General features: G+C 54.2%; 10 protein-coding genes. 5 read left to right on the forward strand and 5 right to left on the reverse strand.

What is annotated here, in order from left to right; all coding sequences use genetic code 11:
* The 4 genes from HMPREF9141_RS04750 to HMPREF9141_RS13845 all read left to right on the forward strand — a co-directional run.
* The coding region (locus HMPREF9141_RS04750; RefSeq protein WP_007367387.1) for a hypothetical protein at window positions 1–3,628 on the forward strand (3,628 nt) is incomplete at its 5' end.
* 241 nt (window positions 3,629–3,869) lie between these two features.
* Window positions 3,870–6,020, forward strand: a complete 2,151-nt coding sequence (locus tag HMPREF9141_RS04755; protein WP_007367388.1) for a discoidin domain-containing protein — start codon at window positions 3,870–3,872, stop codon at window positions 6,018–6,020.
* 122 nt (window positions 6,021–6,142) lie between these two features.
* Window positions 6,143–8,965 (forward strand): hypothetical protein, encoded by a 2,823-nt coding sequence (locus tag HMPREF9141_RS04760; protein ID WP_007367389.1) that lies wholly within the window; start codon window positions 6,143–6,145, stop codon window positions 8,963–8,965.
* A 225-nt stretch (window positions 8,966–9,190) separates the two neighbouring features.
* Window positions 9,191–9,562 carry a winged helix-turn-helix transcriptional regulator gene (locus HMPREF9141_RS13845; protein WP_007367390.1) on the forward strand — a complete coding sequence of 124 codons (372 nt, stop codon included), beginning with the start codon at window positions 9,191–9,193 and terminating at the stop codon, window positions 9,560–9,562.
* Here HMPREF9141_RS13845 and HMPREF9141_RS04765 read toward each other — a convergent pair.
* The 4 genes from HMPREF9141_RS04765 to HMPREF9141_RS04780 all read right to left on the reverse strand — a co-directional run bounded on the left by HMPREF9141_RS04765 (window position 9,528) and on the right by HMPREF9141_RS04780 (window position 15,394).
* The gene (locus tag HMPREF9141_RS04765; RefSeq protein ID WP_040554275.1) at window positions 9,528–10,859 is read right to left on the reverse strand and encodes a DNA recombination protein RmuC; all 1,332 of its coding nucleotides are present in this window, start codon (window positions 10,857–10,859) and stop codon (window positions 9,528–9,530) included. The two genes, HMPREF9141_RS13845 and HMPREF9141_RS04765, sit on opposite strands and share 35 nt — an antisense overlap.
* 515 nt (window positions 10,860–11,374) lie before the next feature.
* Window positions 11,375–13,855 (reverse strand): bifunctional UDP-N-acetylmuramoyl-tripeptide:D-alanyl-D-alanine ligase/alanine racemase, encoded by a 2,481-nt coding sequence (locus tag HMPREF9141_RS04770; protein WP_007367392.1) that lies wholly within the window; start codon window positions 13,853–13,855, stop codon window positions 11,375–11,377.
* Window positions 13,856–14,138: 283 nt separating this feature from the next.
* Entirely contained in the window at window positions 14,139–14,570 is a 432-nt protein-coding gene (locus HMPREF9141_RS04775; protein ID WP_007367393.1) for a Fur family transcriptional regulator, read from the reverse strand.
* 11 nt (window positions 14,571–14,581) lie between these two features.
* Window positions 14,582–15,394, reverse strand: a complete 813-nt coding sequence (locus HMPREF9141_RS04780) for a GSCFA domain-containing protein (RefSeq protein WP_007367394.1) — start codon at window positions 15,392–15,394, stop codon at window positions 14,582–14,584.
* Between the two features lie 256 nt (window positions 15,395–15,650).
* Between HMPREF9141_RS04780 and HMPREF9141_RS04785 the strand changes: the two genes are divergently transcribed.
* Window positions 15,651–16,103: an NUDIX domain-containing protein gene (locus HMPREF9141_RS04785; protein WP_040554490.1), complete on the forward strand. Its 453-nt coding sequence runs from the start codon at window positions 15,651–15,653 to the stop codon at window positions 16,101–16,103.
* 423 nt (window positions 16,104–16,526) lie between these two features.
* On the opposite strand, the gene HMPREF9141_RS04790 is transcribed toward HMPREF9141_RS04785, so the two are convergent.
* Complete coding sequence (locus HMPREF9141_RS04790) at window positions 16,527–18,734, reverse strand: sodium-translocating pyrophosphatase (protein ID WP_007367397.1); 2,208 nt, start codon at window positions 18,732–18,734, stop codon at window positions 16,527–16,529.
* Window positions 18,735–18,853: the final 119 nt, after the last annotated feature.

Raw genomic sequence — 18,853 nt, forward strand, 5'->3', positions numbered from 1 at the left:
CTTTGTCCTCGTGCTGGCGGCACCGGCGTGGGCAACAGATTATGGTCGTTTCGACTATGAGACATTCCGCTCACGCAATACCGTGAATGCGGTAGGCAAGAAAAAGCCGGTAGGAACTCTCCGACAGGGGAGGGTGGAAATAAACTTCAGCGATTGCAGAACCACCAGCGGAACGGGCAACAGCGCCATCTACGAGCTGGCAAAGGGCTCCCACTTCAGCGTAAAGGTCGACGAAGGCTATGCCGTCCGCTGGATCATCCTGCGCGATACGGAGGGAGGAAAGGACTATGACGAACGGGAAGGCATCTGGCGCATCGACAGAGTTCCGCACTATGCCTATTTCTTCGAGAAGACTGCCATTTCGAACGCGCATATAAGCGGGGGCAATAAAGATGGTCTCAATGACGACAACAACAACATCGTTGTTTACAATTATAGTGCCCCGGAAAGAGTTGTCAACATCTACACCCACAACAATAAAGATTGGGATCAGTTCAAGGTGCGCGACATCATCGTGGGCTACGTCAAGGTGCCCAAGGTGAAATTCGAAAGAGACAGATATGACGTGTACACCGTATCGGGAGGGTTTTATGCCAACCTCGACAAGGATGAGTACGACGGCAAGGTAGAGTACAATGTGGCCAACTATGAAGATGTTGTGAAACTCTACGGGGATGGAAGCTTAAAGTTATTGCACCCTGGCACAGAAGTCCTCACCGCCATTTTCCCCGCCAATGAAAAGTTTGCCGGAGCGTCGTGCAGCACGACGATCAACGTGAAGCGCGACCGAGTAACCTTCAACTACCAGATCGAGCGGCCTAAGGTGTTGTACTACGAGGGTGAAGGATACGCCCACGAAGTCCATAACTTATATGATTATTCGGATTTTACGACGGAAAGTGGTATACCTTACAAAAGTGGTAATGACGGGTTTAACGTCGAATGCACTAATGACAACGTGCTGAGGCCCGAAGCAATGTCAGGAAAATGCTTCTTTGAAGGTACCGCAGGTACTGTAGACGTTACCATCAATCAGCGGAAGAACGACCTTTACGAGGAGTCTTCTCTTAAGCAAACATTCACAGTAATACGCACGGACAAGGGGGCTCATACCATGCTCATCAAAGACCTCAACGAATGGAAGGTATTCGCTCATCTGGTCAACGACGAGGGCATGACTAATCTCAACGCCCGTCTCGAAGCCGACGTCGACCTCGGAGGGGACATCGCGATGGTGGGGCATTGGCCCAATGTGTACACCGGCACGTTTGACGGACAGAACCATACGCTCACGATGAACTGGGATGCCGGCGCGCAAAAACAGATAGCCCCATTCCGGATAGTGAAGGATGCCACCATCACGAACCTGCGCACCGAAGGAGAGATCAACTCAAGCACCCTCTTTTTGTCAGGATTGATTTGCTACGTCTATGGCACCACCACCATCTCGGGCTGCGTCAGCGCAGTGAACATCACGAGCAGCTATACTGGTCAAGGATGCGACGCGGCGGGCTTGGTTGAATGTATAGGAGACAATGCCAATGTTACCATCACCGACTGCGTCGTCAAGGGCAAGTTCCACGCCACGACGGAGAATGGTCGGAGGGGAATATCGGGATTTGTAAATAATCAGTATGGCACCTGCACTCTGAACAACTGCCTCTACATTGGCGAGAACAACGCCACCGGCGGTAACACCTTCGCCGCCAACGCCACCATCAAAAACTGTTACTATCTGAACGCCTGTGGCGCGACGCAAGGCACGCAGATTACCAAGGAGCAGCTGCGGAACGGCGAGGTGGCGTATAAGCTGCAAGCCCGCAGAAACAACATGGTGTGGGGACAGGATCTCAATAAGGACACCGAGCCACTGCTCACCGGTAACGACGCCAAGCGGGTGCGCAAGGTGGAGTTTACCTACAACAGCCAGGTAAAAGCCACGCGCTACGCCACCCACGGCAAGGCCATCTACGGCTCCATGCCCACCTTTACACCAAAGGACCTCCTTGGCAGCGACTACAACGAGCACCATTATTACTCCGAAATCGCCTTTGAGGACGGCTTCAACGGCTCAACCACCGTCAACACCGACCGGACCGTGGCAGTAACCTTCAACAAAAAAGACTACTACGAAATCGCCACGAAGGCTGACTGGAAAGCGTTCCGCGACATTGTAAACAGCGGACAGAACGCTGTCGACGCGAAGATGACGCAGGACGTCAACCTCGGCGGGGACATCATGATGCTGGGCTATGACAAAAGATACTCCGGCACGTTCGATGGACAGAACCATACGCTGAAGTTCAACTGGAATAGCGGCGATCAACGCAGGATAGCCCCGTTCAATAGTGTGGACGGCGCCACTATCAAGAACCTGCGCACCGAAGGAGAGATCAATTCGAACACCTTCTTTTTGTCAGGATTGATTTGCGACGCCTATGGCAACACCACCATCTCGGGCTGCGTCAGCGCAGTGAACATCACGAGCAGCTATAACGAAGGCGGATGCGACGCGGCGGGCATTATTGAATGTGTAAGAAAAGATGCCAAGGTTACCATCACCGACTGCGTCGTCAAGGGCAAGTTCAACGCCACGACGGAGAAAGGCAAGAGATATATGGCCGGATTTGTAAATAATCAGTATGGCACCTGCACTCTGACCAACTGCCTCTACGCCGGCGAGAACAACTGCTCCAGGGGCTACACCTTCTGCACGAACTCTTTCTCCGGCACCACCATTACCAACTGCTACTACCTCAACGCCTGCGGCATAGCGCAGGGCACGAAGATAACCGCCGAGCAGCTCAAGAGCGGCGAGGTGATAAAGAAGCTACAGAACAACCGCACCGACAAGTGCTACTGGGCACAGCAGTTGGGTGAAATGCCCGACTTCTACAACGCAGCCGACAAGAGCAAGGCGAACTACGTGTATTACGACGCGGCAAAGAAAGGCTGGGCGTGTGAAGACTTCCGCCTCACCGACGGACAGCCGTTGCCCATCGGGCTCGACTTCACCGCCACCACCGTTACCTACGAGCGCAACTTCAATGGCACGCAGAATGCCACGCTGTGTCTGCCTTACGACTTGTCCGCTCAGGGTTTCAAGGCCTACACCCTCTCGGGCGGCAACAAAAACGAAGTCCATTTCAAGGAAACGAAAGATAAGCTCACGGCATACACACCGTATTACATCACTGCCGACGGCACGCCACAGCTCGGCGGCACGAACATCGAGGTGAAAGCCTACACCGGAGCTAATCTGACGACCAGCGCCAATGGCTACTCTATCAAGGGCACGGTGGTAAGCATGGACAACGCTACGGCTGCCGCAGCCAACGCCTACATCCTGCAGGACGATGGTATGTTTCACAAGGTAACGACCGACAACCCCGGTGCCACCGTTCCTGCTTATCATGCCTACATCATCTGTCCACCGCAGGCGTCAGGTGCCAAGCAGCTCTCTGTTGTCCTCAACGGCGAGACCACCGGCATCGGCGACGTGACGGACGACAATGCCGATATGAATGCCTCTGTTTACGATCTGCAAGGCCGCTACCTCGGCACCTCATTCAACCATCTGCCCGCCGGCATCTATGTCGTAGGTGGGAAGAAAGTGATAAAGAAATAAATCTCATATCACCTATATGATGAACCAACTCAAACTGGTCATGACAGTGTACTGCACCCTTATCAAAGAATGTAGTACACTCTTGCCAGAGAGTGTTTAACACCCATGATGGCGAGAACTCTTGTAACGCTTTCCTTGCAAAGACTCTCGTGAGAGATTGGGGATAAAGAAGTTGAATATATATATTCGTTATTATAAAACTTAATTCAATGATTACAATGAAAAAAGATTACTTACGCTCATGGCACTGGCTGCAGTCAGCATCAGTGCGATGTGCCAGGTCACATTCATCGCTGTCGAAGGGTCGGACTGGACCGACGGAGAAGGCTCGGCGAAAGCCTTCGACGGGAATCTCAACACCAAATGGTGCAAGGGAGCCAACAGCGATGTGAATAAAGCCTACCTGATGCTGGAAGCCAGCGAGGCCACTTACATCCAAGGCTTCAAGATGACTACGGCCAATGACAACACTGACGACCCTGGGCGCGTTCCCGAAGACTATACCATCTTCGGCAGTAATGACAAGGCCCAGTGGGACATCATTTACCACCAAAAGGAAGATCACCTCATCGAGGACAAGAACTTCACCGAATACACGGTGTATTGCAACAGCAAACAGAAGTACAAGTACTTTAAGCTCTGGATTAAGAAGAACTCATCTCGTTCTGCCGATTTTAAAAATCATCTTTTTCAACTTTCTGAATTTGCACTGCTGCCGGCTGCTTTCGGCATGACTTTGGAGTCGGGCAATGCCAAGGCAATGGATGGTGACACCGGAGAGAAATGGGAGGGAAAGACGCCCCAGACAGTAGTGGTGAAAGCCACGTCGGCTTGCCAGCTCATAGGCTACCAGTTCACGACAGGTAATGACAACCGCTTATATCCTGGGCGCAATCCCAAGGACTGGACGGTGGAAGGTTCCAACGACCAGCAGACGTGGACGACTATCGACACTAAGACGGACGACAAGGTGATGCAGGACAATAACTACTATCCCTATTTCTTCCCCGTAACCCCTCCGGAAACGGCTTACCAGTACTATCGCTTCACCATCACCCAAAGCGTAGGTGAAGAGTATTTCCAGATGAGCGAACTGGCACTGAAGACCATTGCGGCTCACACCCACAAATGGAAAACTACTCAGACGGTAGCTGCTACATGTGGGGCAGAAGGATATGAGATGCAAACCTGCTCCATCTGCGAGGCCACTCGAAAAGCAAATGTCGTACCTGCCACCGGAGCACACACCTATGTGGATGGCATCTGCACTGTCTGTCATCAAATCGATCCCTCCATCATGACCCTCAATGCCGAGGGAATTTATGAGCTGAGCACAGCCCTACAGCTGAAACTATGGGGTAAGGCGATTGAAAACGGTCAGTATGCCGCCAAAGCCAAACTGATGGCAGACATTGACCTGAAAGGGACGGATTTCAACGGCATCAACATTCCCGAAGGGTCTCCCTCCTTCGGCGGAGAACTCAATGGCAACGGGCACTGGATTCAGCATATGACCCTGAAGGGTGCTCGCAATAACCTCGCTTTCCTCAGCCGCACGGAGAACGCAAAAATCTACGACCTCGGTTTCCGTGATGCCCGGGTAGAGCTCAGCGGATCTTTCAATAATACGAGTGTCATCGTGGGTACTGCCGTCGGCACCAAGATCAGCCGGTGTGCCGTGATGGAATCTTCCGTAAGAGGCCATGACCATGTGGCTGCTTTCGTCGGCGAATCGAAAGCAACTACTGTCATTTCCGATTGTCTGGCCAAGGCCAAAATCGTATCGGACGAACATCAGGCCGGTGGACTGGTGGGCACCAGTACCGGACTGACTCTCACACACTGCCTCTTCAGAGGTACGGTGGACAACGAGGAGCTCCACGCTTCCGGTATCTTGGGGTTGATAGATGCAACCGCTGTCCCCACCCGACTGTCTCATAATATGGTGGCAGCCGATCATATCTTTAGCGTACAAAAATGGACTCATCCATTACTTCAAACTTCCGGAAGAGGTTGCTCCTTGAAGTCTAACTACACGCTGGCGACTACCCTCTACGGTTCTCCCGGCTCCCCCTACACCAATCGCTACACCAATCCGAATGACGAGAACGGCCAGCAGGTAACCGAAGCCACGGCCAAGTCCAACGCACACTATGCTACGACGCTCGGATGGGATATGGAGAAGGTATGGGCACACGTCGACAACGACTATCCCATCCTGCGCTGGATGAAGCCCAATGGCGGACCGACGGGCATCAACCATATCAAGACCACCGACCGCGAAGGCACCGTGCGCTACTACGACCTGCAAGGTCGCTACATCGGCATATCTCTCAACAGTCTGCCCGCCGGCGTCTATATCGGAGGTGGAAAGAAAATCATGAAGAAGTAACGGAGTGCCCTACGGGCGGAGGTATTTATTCGCCTGTCGGCCCATCAATTCGTCTCGGGCACAGCCCGATTGAATATCAGAAAATAAAGCATTCGTTTAAACTTTATCCATTCAAAACAAACATGAGAACAAAAGACATTCTTCGTAGATGCTTCGCCGCTATGCTGGCGGGCATCGCATGCCTGTCCATCGGCTCTTGCTCCGACGACAATGACCAACAGACGGGCGACCCGGGCGTGAACGTCAGCTTCGAGGTAAGCGTCGCACAGACAGAAATGCTGAACGATCCTGCCACGAAGGCTGCCGCCATCGCCCGCCAGCAGGCGCAAGGCCTGTCGGGCGAAGACCTGGCCACGCGTCGCATCGATGTGTCGGGGCTGCCCAACACCTGCCTCATTCAAACCACTACCGAGGGCATTAACGCCGTGCTGCCCCAGCCCGGCACACGCGCCAACGTGAAGACCGCCATTGATGCGCGGTTCAGTTCGCTGGGCTATCGCGGCGCGACGGCCGGTTTTAAGGTAGAGCGTCCCGAGTGGTTCCACAGTGCGCCCACCGATGCCGCCGGTACCCTCGTCACGCCGCTGCTATGGTCGTGGGCGGAGCCTTACGCCCGCTTCTATGCCGTCTTCCCCGAGGCTACGGCGGCCAACAGCATCGCCCTCTCGCCCGCCACGCATAGCGGCACGCCCTATGTGGACTTCGAGGTGAAACCGAGCATTGCCGACCAAGTAGACCTGATGGTGGCCAGCTCGGGCGAGGTGAAATATGAAACACGCGGTACGGCTCCCAAGGCTCGCCTTGAGTTCTATCACGCCCTTACGGCCGTGAAGTTTGCCGTGGGAGAGAATCTCTCGTGGAACAAGCACATCACCAAGGTGGAGCTGCGCAACGTATGCAGCAAAGGTCGGCTCCATCTCACCGACAACGCCAACGGCAAAGGCCTGCGCTGGGAGGTGGACGCCAGTTCGAAGACCACCTTCACGCTCACGCCCGAAACCCCTGTGAGCACCAACAGCCTACCCAATCAGGTGATCGTGGGCAAAGACGGCGATAACTACACGTTCTACATGATTCCGCAATCGTTGGAGGGCGTCACCGTTCACGTTGAGTTCAGCGAAGCCGATGCCCCCGCGATTGACATTCCCTTGAGCGATGCTTGGCAACCGGCCACCACTCGCACCTATAAACTAAGCAATGCCGCCAGCAACTGGGACTACAGTTTTACGGTGACAAGTCCCACCACTACGGCCGCCTACAACAGTACCGACGGCGGCACCTATACCGTGGAGAGCTTCCGCACAGACGCCTCCGCTCCCGGCGTGAAGCAGGCCGTGCCTTGGCAGATTGTGGGCTACGAGGAGTATAACTATACCACCGGCACTTGGGAGGACAAGGGCATGAACAAGCCCGAATGGTTTGACGGGATTAGCAACGTCCGCACGCAAGCCGAAGACTATGTGGCAGCCGACCAAGGTCAGGGCACGGTGAAGAAGATAGTCGTAAAAGACTTGCTCAAAGCGCGCAACGACAAACTCAAAGAGGGTGACAAGGGCAGTAGCTCTGCCTACTACGACCTCTCCACGCACAACATCAAAGGTGCCGTCACGCCGCGCAACACGGCCAACTGCTACGTCATCTCCCACCCAGGCTTCTATAAGCTTCCCTTGGTGTACGGCAATGCCATCACCAACGGCATGGAGAACACTGCGTCCTACACCGGCCCTTCTACCGTCGTAAAGTATAATAATACCGATGTCATTCTGCATAAGTTTAAAGACCATGCCGGTGCCGACATCACCAACGCTTGGATCGAGAAAACCAACGGCGGTGCCAACAGCGGCATCGACGGTGCAAGGATTGTTTGGGAAGACGAGAAGGACTTGGTACACCTCGATGCCAACGCCATCGAGCGCAACGGCAGCGAAACCTACCTGAAGTTCGAGGTGAAGGCCGCCGACATCAGAAACGGTAACGCCGTGGTAGCCGTCACCAAGAATGGTACCATCGTGTGGTCTTGGCACCTGTGGTTTGCTCCCGACAACGTGCTCGATCCCATTCCTGTGGTCAACTACAGCAAATCCCATACTTATAAATTCAGCACCGAACCCCTCGGCTGGAAATATACCGCTTGGAGAGGTTCTGACAATCAGCAGCCCCGTCGCGTGAAAGTGCATATCCGCCAGCAGGTTTCCAATCAGCAGGGCGACATCATCATCACGCAAGCCTCCGGCGTTGCACGAGAAGGCTGTTCCACTCACTATCAGTTTGGCCGTAAAGATGCTTTCCCCGGTGGATTGAAAGGGGATTTGAAAACAGGGAAAGCCGTGGAACCCACGCTTTATCCTGCCGACCATCTGTTCAACAAGAACGCAGGCGAGCAGATCTCTCTCACCAACGCCATCCAGCATCCCGGCAACTTCTACATTCGTGGAACCGGTGTGGATTGGTATCCTCATGGCTTTGGCGCCCCTGCAGGTTTTGCTTACTTTAATCTCTGGTCGACGCAGAACACTACGTGGGATGTCTACAATGTCGGTAACGACCTCCCAGTGGTGAAATCCATTTACGACCCCAGTCCCGCAGGCTTCCATCTGCCCGCCAGCAACGCCTTTACGCGGTTCACCACTACGGGCAAGAACTCCACCAAGGCGGAAGAGATGAACATACAGGGTTCAAAAGCTACTATCAACCTTGTTGTCAACTATGGTTGGAACTTCTTTGCCGACCCAAACAATACGTCCACCATCTTCTTCCCCGCTGCGGGCTACCGTCACTACGACGACGGTTCGCTCATTGGCGCCAACATCGTAGGCTCTTATTGGTCGGCCGCTCCGAACACGGCGAGCGGTGGTTTCTACTTTGCTTTTAATTGGCAAATCGCGCATCCGCTGAGTACGCCCCTTCGCTGTTTAGGCGCATCGGTGCGGCCCGTGACGGAATAGACATGTGCAGCACGCAGCAACACGCAGTCATCTTTTTAACCAACGGAGGTGGCTTCCCGCATATCGGGAAGCCACCTCTTGTATATGAGCATTCTTCGCACCAACCACACAAAAGGACGATAGATTTAGAGTATAACATATTGAATGGACATTGACGACAATACGATGAACGGATTAATGCGGTTGCGGAATTAAGGAACAATACGACTTAAAGACTTTGTAAGCATGAACAGAAATGAAATAAGGGATGCCCTTTCCCCCAACTGTCCCGTCCGGAACGTGTTGTCAAGGGTCGGTGATAAATGGTCGATGCTGGTGCTTTTCACATTGGAGGCGAACAGAAGTCAGCGATTCAAAGAGCTGCAGCGCAACATTCCAGTCGCAGCATCACCGGCTTCCTCTCATGATCTGACGGGTTATGATATTGTTGCAGGAAAAGAGAGTCTGTCAAAAAAAACAGTAGGAACAGCTATCTCCTCTCTCTCTGACCAACAGCTTGTCATAGACGAGGAATCCGTTCCTGCGGAATGGAAATCTGAATGGGAGTCTGGGCTTCCTCCTGTTACAGCTGTTCCGGTATCTGCTTCTTCGGCGTGATGCCCAGTGCCTTCATGCCTTCCAGACGGCGGATAATATTGCCCTTGCCTTCGTTGAGCTGTCCCTTGGCCTTGCTGTAATCCTGCTGGAGTCGTTCGATGCCAGTACCGACCTTGAGGAAAGTCTCGCCGAAGGTGACGAACTTGTCGTAGAGGTCGTTGGACTGCCGCAGGATTTCGTCTACGTTGTTGTTCAGACGGTAGTTCTGCCACATGGTGCGGGTCAGCTGCAATGCCATGAGCAGGTTGCTCGGACTGAGGACGAAGATGTGCTTGCGGAAAGCGTATTGCAGGATGGCCGGATCCGTCTTCATGGCAGCCGAATAACCGCTCTCGTAAGGAACGAACATCATCACATAGTCGATGCAGCCCGGAACGAGTTTCTCGTAGTTCTTTGCCGACAGCTCGTCGATATGCCTGCGGACCGATGCCGCATGCTCCTTCAGCAGCTTGTCCCGTTCGTTGTCATCGGTCTCCCTGAGCGCAGCCTGATACGCCGTCAGCGACACCTTTGAGTCGACGACCGTCCGCTCGTTGCAGGGAAAGACGATGACGGCATCGGGGCGGAAGTTGTTGCCGTTCTCGTCCTTGTAGTTCTCTTGCAGGAAGAACTGCTGGCCCTTTACCAGCCCGCAGTCTTCCAGGGTCTTTTCGAGAATCATCTCTCCCCAGTCGCCCTGCATCTTCGAGTCGCCTTTGAGGGCTTTCGTCAGCGAAGCGGCATCGTTGCCGATGCGTTCTGTCTGTTCACGTAGCTCTTTCACGGTGCGTTCCTGATCTTCACGCATCGCCTTGATGGTCATTTCCTGTTCGGCGTGCAGCCGCTTCATCGCCTCCTCGAAGGTGGTCTTTATCTCCGCCTTGTTGGCAGTGCTCTCCTTGCTGTTGTTCACAACGGTCTGGCTGAATGCTTCCAGCCGGTCTTTCAGCGGTGAGAGCAGGGCATCGAGCCGTTCCTTGTCAGCGGCGTTCATCTTCTCCCGGCTCTCTGCCAGCATCTGTGCAGCCATGTTGCGCACCTCCTCCTGCAACAGCCGGTTCTTCGCCTCCGTCTGCTTCTGCAGTTCGCTGCGCAGCTCCTCGCTGTGTCTCCGTTCTGTTTCTATCTGATTCCGGCTGCTCTCCTTCACTGCAGCGATGCGTTCGTCCATATTCTTCCGCTCCGTTTCAAGCTGACTGCGAAGTGCTGCCAGTTCCTCACCGGCTTTCCTTAGTTCTTGTGTTGATTTGTTCTTCATCCACAGCAGCATGATGGTTGCGCCGGTGATGATACCGATAAGTAAATACATAATTGCCATAGTTGTTGTCATTTTAGTTCTCTCACAGAAGGTACGGATAGACGGAGTTTACTTTTGGCGCAGAACCCTTGCGGGCAGGGATGGCACAGAACCCTGAGGGGATGGGTATGTACCAATGTCGTTTATATCCATTAACAACTCTGTGGATAGGATGTTTTATATCTTGCAGTCTGAAAGTTTGCGAGTACCTCGGGCTGTAGACGGGATAACCTAAGATAAGTCAGTTGTTGTCTGCCCCCAAGGTTGAGCAGGCTTTGTAGATTGCGGCTATAATACAATTAGGTGATATTGTTTTCTTCCATGGTAAATAAGATCGGGGTGAATGGATCCCTTGACTTTAGCTAAAATGACTGTATTGTTTCCGGCAACACTCTGCATCGTCTAAGTCCGTGAGGGGTCTCTGTGGCAGAACCCTGTAAGCTCTGTTTATCCGTGCCTTCTGTGTGAGAGAATGAAACTTGTCCCCCTCTTTCCCTCCCTGCGAGGAAGGGGACGAGGGGGGACTGTTTTCTCTTTTAATCCTGGAAGTAAACTCTTTTTACACGGTTGCTGACCGTGGTAAGAACCTCGTATGGAATGGTGTCAAGTACATCGCTGAGCACAGTGACCGGCAGGTGGTCACCGAAAATCTCGACACTGTCGCCTTCTTTGCAGTCGATGCCCGTGACGTCGACCATGGCCACATCCATGCAGATGTTGCCGACATACGCTGCCTTCTTTCCGTTTACCAGGCAATAGCAGTGCCGGTTGCCGAGATGGCGGTTCAGGCCGTCTGCATAGCCGATTGGTATGGCGGCAATCAGGCTGTCGTGCTCGACAGTCCCCTTGCGGGAATAGCCAACGGTGTCACCGGCAGGCACATGGCGCAGCTGGAGGATGGTCGTCTTCAGGGTAGATACGTTGTTGATGATCTTGTTCGTACGGGGATTGATGCCGTAGAGTCCCAGTCCCAGCCGGCACATGTCCATCTGCCGCTCAGGGAAATGTTCGATACCGGCGGAGTTGTCCATGTGACGGATGATCTTGTGCTTGAAAGCTGACTGCAGCTTTCCGCTGCCCTCCTCGAAGAGTGCGAACTGGCGGGCAGAGAAGTCGTCGAAGCTGTCAGCGTCGGAACCGACGAAATGCGAGAAGACGGAACGGGGTATGATGGCGTTCTGATGCTTCAGCCGGCTGATCAGTTCATCCATGTCTTTCTGCGGGTCGAAGCCCAGCCGGTGCATTCCCGTGTCGAGCTTGATGTGGACAGGGAAGCCGGTGATGCCCTCTTTCTGCGCCGCCTTTACGAGTGCATCCAGCAGTCGGAAGCAATATACCTCCGGCTCGAGGTCGTAATCGAAGAGGGTCTTGAACGAACTCATCTCGGGGTTCATGATCATGATGTTGCTCGTGATGCCGTTCTTGCGGAGCGTCACGCCTTCGTCGGCCACGGCCACGGCAAGGTAGTCCACACGGTGGTCCTGCAGCGTCTTGGCAATCTCCGCGGCGCCTGCGCCATAGGCATCGGCCTTGATCATGCAGACAAGTTTCGTCTCCGGCTTCAGGAAGGAACGGTACCAGTTGAGGTTGTCGACAACGGCGTTGAGGTTCACTTCCAGTACGGTTTCGTGTACTTTCTTCACCAGCAGCTCTGTCAGCCGGTCGAAGCCGAACTGTCGTGCGCCTTTCAGCAGGATTACTTCATCGTGCAGATTGGCAAATACATCGCTGTGGATAAAGGCATTGACGGTGGCGAAGAAATGCTTTTTCCCCAGATGCCTGAAGGCGGAACGCTGACCGAGCAGTCCCTCGCCGATGCCGATGAATTTCTCCACACCACGTTTCTCACACAGGAATGCTACCTTGTTATACAGGTCCTTGTCAGTGTCGCCGCTCTGCAGGATGTCGCTCAGAATCAGTGTGCGTCTGCGTCCCTTGTGGTCGGGACGGCGGTTCATGAAGTCGAGTGCGATGTCCAGCGAGTTGAAGTCGGAGTTGTAGGAGTCGTTGATCAGCGTGCAGCCGTGCTGTCCTTCTTTCACCTCCAGCCGCATGGCGACGGGTTCCAGCAGTGCCATCCGTTCTCCGAGGGCAGCCGGAGTGACGCCCAGCTGGAGTGCCGTCACGGCACAGGTGATGGAATTCACGACGCTGGCATCATCGATGAACGGAAGTCTGTACTGTGCTTCCTTTCCGTTTTTCCATGTGTAGGTGACGGTGGTTTCAACGTCCTTCTTTTCGATAGACTTGATGTAGAAGACCGCCTTTTCGTCCTTTGCCGACCAGCAGAGCTTCTCTCCTTTGTAGTCGTATTCGTCCAGACAGCGGTTCAGCACCTCGTCGTCCAGGGAGTAGACAATCGCCTGCGTGTCGTGGAAGAGGTGCAGTTTCTCCCTGCATTTTGCATCCAGGGACGGGAAGTTCTCCTGATGGGCCGAACCGAGGCAGGTGAACACACCGATCGTAGGCTGGATGATGTCGTGGAGTGCCGACATCTCACCCGGCTGGCTGATACCGGCCTCGAAGACACCCACCTGTGTGTTCTCGTTCAGCAGCAGTACGGACAGCGGCACGCCGATCTGTGAGTTATAGCTGCGCGGTGAGCGTGTGACGACCATCTGCGGAGAAAGCAACTGATAGAGCCACTCCTTGACCATCGTCTTGCCGTTGGAGCCGGTGATGCCGACAATCGGAACGAGGTATTCGTCACGGTGACGTTCTGCCAGCCGCTGCAGAGCCTCCAGCGAGCCGACGACCTTCAGAAAGTTGGAGTCGGGATAACGCCTGTTCCAGTCTTCCGGGACCGTTTCTACAACAAAGTTCCTGACGCCCCGTCCGTAGAGTTCCGGGATGTAGTTGTGCCCGTCGTTGCGTTCGGACTTGAGGGCAAAGAACAATGTTTCTTCCGGGAAACATAGGGAGCGGCTGTCGGTGAGGACGAAGCTGATGTTCGCTTCCTTGTCGCCATAACGGCGTGCGCCGATGAGCGTCGTTACTTTCTCAATAGTATAATTCATTACTATCTAAATTGTTTTTTAATCTTATGCAAAGGTAATCAAAAGTCTTAATACGGCCTATCATCCGCACTGTTTTTTCGTCTTGACGGACAGGTCATGGCCGTTGGGCAGATGTACAGGCTGGAGTTTCAGTCTGTCTGACGGTCTGGTGAAGGCGATTTTCAGAGCCGCCCGTCCTGCGTCCGGGGAGAGGAGGAACGTGAAAGAGCCTGACGGCAGGGCGAAGGGCGGAAGCCGATACCGGGCGGAGCGATACGTATGTGGCTGGGGGCGTCCGGGCTTGTCAGTCGTGATGAGGACGGCGGGAACAGTCGGGACAGATGCCTTTCACCATATAGTTGACGGAGGTCTGTTCGTATCCTTGGGGCAGGCTGACCCTGGGGACAGGCGTGTCGCTGAGGCAGAATGTGCGCCGGCAGCGTTCACAGTAGAAGTGTACGTGTACGTCTTCATCATCATCTGGATCATGGCTCAGGCACAGTTCGTACCGTGCCACGTCGCTGCCGTCCTCGAGCTGGTGTACCAGATGGTGGTCCTTGAACAGGAGCAGCGTGCGGAAGATGCTCGACTTGTCTATCGTCAGGATCATTGCTGTCAGCTCTTTCATGGAGACCGGATGATCCAGTGCCGCCAGCGTCCGTGCGATGAGGATGCGGTTGGCCGTTATTCTTATGCTGTGTGTCCTCAGTAGGTTCTCAATCTGTCTGTCATCCATATCTTCTCTTCTTATAGGTTCAGTTCCATGTCCGGATATTTCTTTTTCAGTGTCCTGGCCGCCTCCTTTGTCTTCTCCAGGAAGTCCCGGTATGCCTCCGACCCGGGATGGAACGGCCGGTGTCCCAGTGCCGCCTTGACCGGTCTCCATGCCTCGAGAAATACTTTCGCCTCCGCAGAGAAGCAGGCTTCTACGAGCCGTTCCCATATATAGTCTACTGTCTGGTCGCTGGGATGCAGCATATCGGGCTTGTAGAAACGGTAGTCGCGCAGCTCGTCATTCACAATCTCGTAGGCCGGGAAGTAATAGGCCGTTTCGCCCAGTTCCTTCACCAGCCTGTCGGCCGCCAGCAGCAGCACGGCCTTGGAAAGCCGGCTTCCATGATAGCCGTATTTGGCATAACGGATAGGACTGACGGTGAGGATGACCTTGATGCCGGGGTTGTTCTTCCGCAGCAGCAGGACAGACTCGTGCAGTGCGCCGGTACATTCCTCAACGGTAAGCTCCCGTTCTTCAAACAGCCGTTGCGGGCGTTTCCGGCAGTTGTCGACGATCTCGCCGGTCGTCCGTTCCACATAGACATGATTGGTCCCTAACGTGAATACGGCGGTGTCAAATACGTGTTTCTCCATCTTCTCCACCGTATGCAGGATGGATACAGGGTTGTACATCACGCCGGAGGGGTTTACAACAGCCCTGAACTTCTCTTCCTGAAACCGCCTGCCCATGCTGTCTGCAAAGCATGACCCTACGAAAAGAATCCGTTCGCAGGGCATCAGCTCAAATGCCGGCCGGGGAAAATGGACGATTGTTCTGAATTCCATCGTCGCAAAGTTAGCAAAAAAATAAGAGAGAATACTTATCCTTAAAGATTATTTTTCATACTTTTACTTGGCTGAATAGACTTGTTTCATATTTTTTCCGTCACATGATGTTCCATTTCATATATTATTCGTATATTTGCCCTGCTCCTGAATCTGTGTGTCTCTGCTCGGTCGGGCCGTTCCCATTTGCCGGCCCGCCTGCCTGGCTGAGGACACGAGAGAGAGGAGAAGGACAGATTGATCCCAGATGAAGAAGATGTACACTTATCAGTATCCGCATCCGGCAGTGACGGCAGACTGTCTGGTGTTTGCACACACTGCCGAAGGGATGAAACTGCTGCTGATACAGCGCAGAAATGAGCCGTGCAAGGGAATGTGGGCTTTCCCGGGCGGCTTTATGAATATCGATGAGACGACTGCCCGGGCTGCACGCCGGGAGCTGGAGGAAGAAACCGGTCTGACGGTCGGCGGACTGTACCGGGTCGGTGTCTTTGATGCCGTAAACCGTGACCCGCGTGAGCGGATCATCACCGTAGCATATTACACGGTTCTTGACAGCCCCGTGACAGTCAAGGGACAGGACGATGCGGCGCAGGCCGGATGGTTCCTGCTGTCAGATCTCCCTTGCCTTGCCTTCGACCATGCCGAGATACTCAAAGAGGCTGAACGGCTGATGGAGGGGCGTGCCACTGCTGGAACGGCATTCTGAACGCTTCATCTGGGAACAGGAAAAACATGATAGAAGCGTTTTCTGTCGGATGAGACAGGGTGGGGAAGACTTCGCTGAGAGTATGCCATTCTGTATTTTCTGTCCTGAAAATTCATATTCGAGAAAATCAAGAGAGACTGTCATGGGAACAGAAAGGATGCTGTTCTGACGGACTTGTAATAAACTGTATTTCATGAGTTTATATCTTTCGTGGAAGAAGGTGCTTGGTTGCGCCCCAAGTAAGGCTTGGTTGGGATGCAAGTAAGCGTCAGTTGAATCCTTATTAGTGCTTAGTTGCCATACAGGTAAGCATATGTACGGATTCTGCAGGTATGACAAGAGAAGTTTACATCTGCAAATGTAAACTTCTCTTACCATGCAAGTCGGGTCCAGGTCTCTATGGATACGGTGTGAGACCTGTTGTCACAGGCAGGCGACGGTCAGCCCTGCCATGACTATGCTGACCATGCTCATGAGTTTGATGAGGATGTTGAGCGACGGTCCGGAGGTGTCCTTGAAGGGATCGCCGACGGTGTCGCCCACGACAGTTGCCTTATGACAGTCGGAGCCTTTACCGCCGAAGTTGCCTTCTTCAACGTGTTTTTTCGCATTGTCCCACGCACCGCCGGCATTCGACATGAATACGGCGAGGGTGAAACCGGCAGCCAGGCCGCCGACCAGCAGGCCCAGTACTCCGGCAACCCCCAGCACGATCCCCACGACAACAGGGATGATGATGGCCAGCAGGGATGGGATGATCATTTCGTGCTGTGCGCTCTGTGTACTGATTTCCACGCATCGTCCGTAGTCGGGCGTGCCTGTTCCCTCGAGTATTCCTCTGATCTCACGGAACTGACGGCGCACCTCGGCCACCATCTTTCCGGCAGCCCTGCCGACAGCACCCATGGTGAGGCCGCAGAACAGGAAGGCGGCCATGGCACCGATGAACGCACCGACAAGCACCTTCGGGTTCATCAGATTCACTTGGAAGAAGTTCATGAAATCGGGGATAGTCGCCTTTGTGGCATCTATCGTTTCACCGGCAACGTTGGTCATCTGCTCTCCGACGCGTGCCATGGCAATCTTGATTTCTTCGATATAGGAGGCCAGCAGTGCCAGTGCCGTCAGTGCGGCCGATCCGATGGCGAAGCCCTTGCCTGTGGCGGCGGTTGTGTTGCCCAGTGCGTCGAGGGCATCCGTGCGGTGGCGTACTTCCTCTCCCAGCTCGCTCATCTCGGCGTTTCCGCCGGCATTGTCGGCAATAGGTCCGTAGGCATCGGTCGCCAGGGTGATGCCCAGGGTCGACAGCATTCCGACGGCGGAGATGCCGATGCCATAGAGGCCATGCTGGATGGATACTGCCGACATGGACATATCGAATCCGTTGGCACAGAGGTAGCTCAGCATGATGGCTGCCGATATGGAAAGTACGGGGATGCAGGTGGAAATCATGCCTGTTCCTATACCTTTTATGATTACCGTTGCCGCACCGGTCTGGCTGGCCTCGGATATGTCTTTCGTCGGACGGTAGCTCTGGGAGGTGTAGTACTCCGTTGCCTGGCCGATGACCACGCCTGCCGTCAGACCGGCGATGACCGAGAAGCTGACACCCAGCCAGTTTTCCAGTCCGAGAAGATACAGGATTACGAAGCTGGCAGCTGCGATGAGCAGGGCGGCCGTATTGGTGCCGAGTCCCAGGGCATGCAGCAGATCCTTCATTGTCGCCCCTTCTTTAGTCCTTACCAGGAAGATGCCGAACAGGCTGAGGAACACACCCACGGCGGCGATGAGCATCGGGGCGATGACGGCCCGCAGCTGCATGTCACCCGCCGAGGCGGCAAAGGCGGTTGCGCCCAGGGCTGCCGTGGAGAGAATCGAACCGCAGTAGCTCTCGTAGAGGTCGGCTCCCATGCCGGCCACATCGCCGACGTTGTCGCCGACGTTGTCGGCGATTGTCGCCGGATTGCGCGGGTCGTCCTCGGGGATGTTCGCCTCCACCTTGCCCACAAGGTCAGCTCCCACGTCGGCCGCCTTCGTGTAGATGCCGCCGCCTACACGGGCGAACAGTGCCTGCGTAGAGGCACCCATACCGAAAGTCAGCATGGTTGTCGTTATGGTGATGAGCATCTCGCTTGCCGTCATCTTGTCCGAGTAGAACCAGGTCAGGACGATGAACCACAATGCAATGTCAAGCAGTCCCAGGCCGACGACGACCAGTCCCATGACCGCTCCGGAGCGGAAGGCGATCTTGAGTCCGTCGTTCAGTCCTTTCCGTGCGGCATTGGCTGTTCTGGCACTGGCATAGGTGGCTGTTTTCATTCCGAAGAACCCGGCCAGTCCCGAGAAGAACCCGCCTGTCAGGAAAGCGAAAGGAACCCAGGCGTTCTGTGCGTTGAAACCGTAGGCCATGATGGCGAAGACAGCAGCCAGAATGATGAATACGATCAGGACGACCTTGTATTGCTGCTTCAGATAGGCCATGGCTCCTCGGCGCACGTATTCAGCAATCTCTCTCATGCGGGGTGTGCCTTCCTCGGCCTTGATCATGGACTTGAAGAAATACCATGCCATTCCCAGCGCGCACACGGAAGCAATGGGAATGAGCCAGAATACTTGTGGAATGTGTTCCATATTCAGTATGTTTTAGGTTATTGTAATAGATGCCCCTTTCTGTCCGCAAATATATAAAAAAATATCGAATGCAAGTGTTTTTATCCTTTTTATTTCTGAATGGCTGATCAAAAAAGCCC

Source organism: Prevotella multiformis DSM 16608 (assembly GCF_000191065.1).
Classification (GTDB): Bacteria; Bacteroidota; Bacteroidia; order Bacteroidales; family Bacteroidaceae; genus Prevotella; species Prevotella multiformis.

Excerpts from the sequence above, each read along its gene's own strand:
- HMPREF9141_RS04755 (WP_007367388.1), top strand. The coding sequence starts at position 3,870 with ATGGCACTGGCTGCAGTCAGCATCAGTGCGATGTGCCAGGTCACATTC.
- HMPREF9141_RS04760 (WP_007367389.1), top strand. The coding sequence starts at position 6,143 with ATGAGAACAAAAGACATTCTTCGTAGATGCTTCGCCGCTATGCTGGCG.
- HMPREF9141_RS13845 (WP_007367390.1), top strand. The coding sequence starts at position 9,191 with ATGAACAGAAATGAAATAAGGGATGCCCTTTCCCCCAACTGTCCCGTC.
- HMPREF9141_RS04765 (WP_040554275.1), bottom strand. The coding sequence starts at position 10,859 with ATGGCAATTATGTATTTACTTATCGGTATCATCACCGGCGCAACCATC.
- HMPREF9141_RS04770 (WP_007367392.1), bottom strand. The coding sequence starts at position 13,855 with ATGAATTATACTATTGAGAAAGTAACGACGCTCATCGGCGCACGCCGT.
- HMPREF9141_RS04775 (WP_007367393.1), bottom strand. The coding sequence starts at position 14,570 with ATGGATGACAGACAGATTGAGAACCTACTGAGGACACACAGCATAAGA.
- HMPREF9141_RS04780 (WP_007367394.1), bottom strand. The coding sequence starts at position 15,394 with ATGGAATTCAGAACAATCGTCCATTTTCCCCGGCCGGCATTTGAGCTG.
- HMPREF9141_RS04785 (WP_040554490.1), top strand. The coding sequence starts at position 15,651 with ATGTACACTTATCAGTATCCGCATCCGGCAGTGACGGCAGACTGTCTG.
- HMPREF9141_RS04790 (WP_007367397.1), bottom strand. The coding sequence starts at position 18,734 with ATGGAACACATTCCACAAGTATTCTGGCTCATTCCCATTGCTTCCGTG.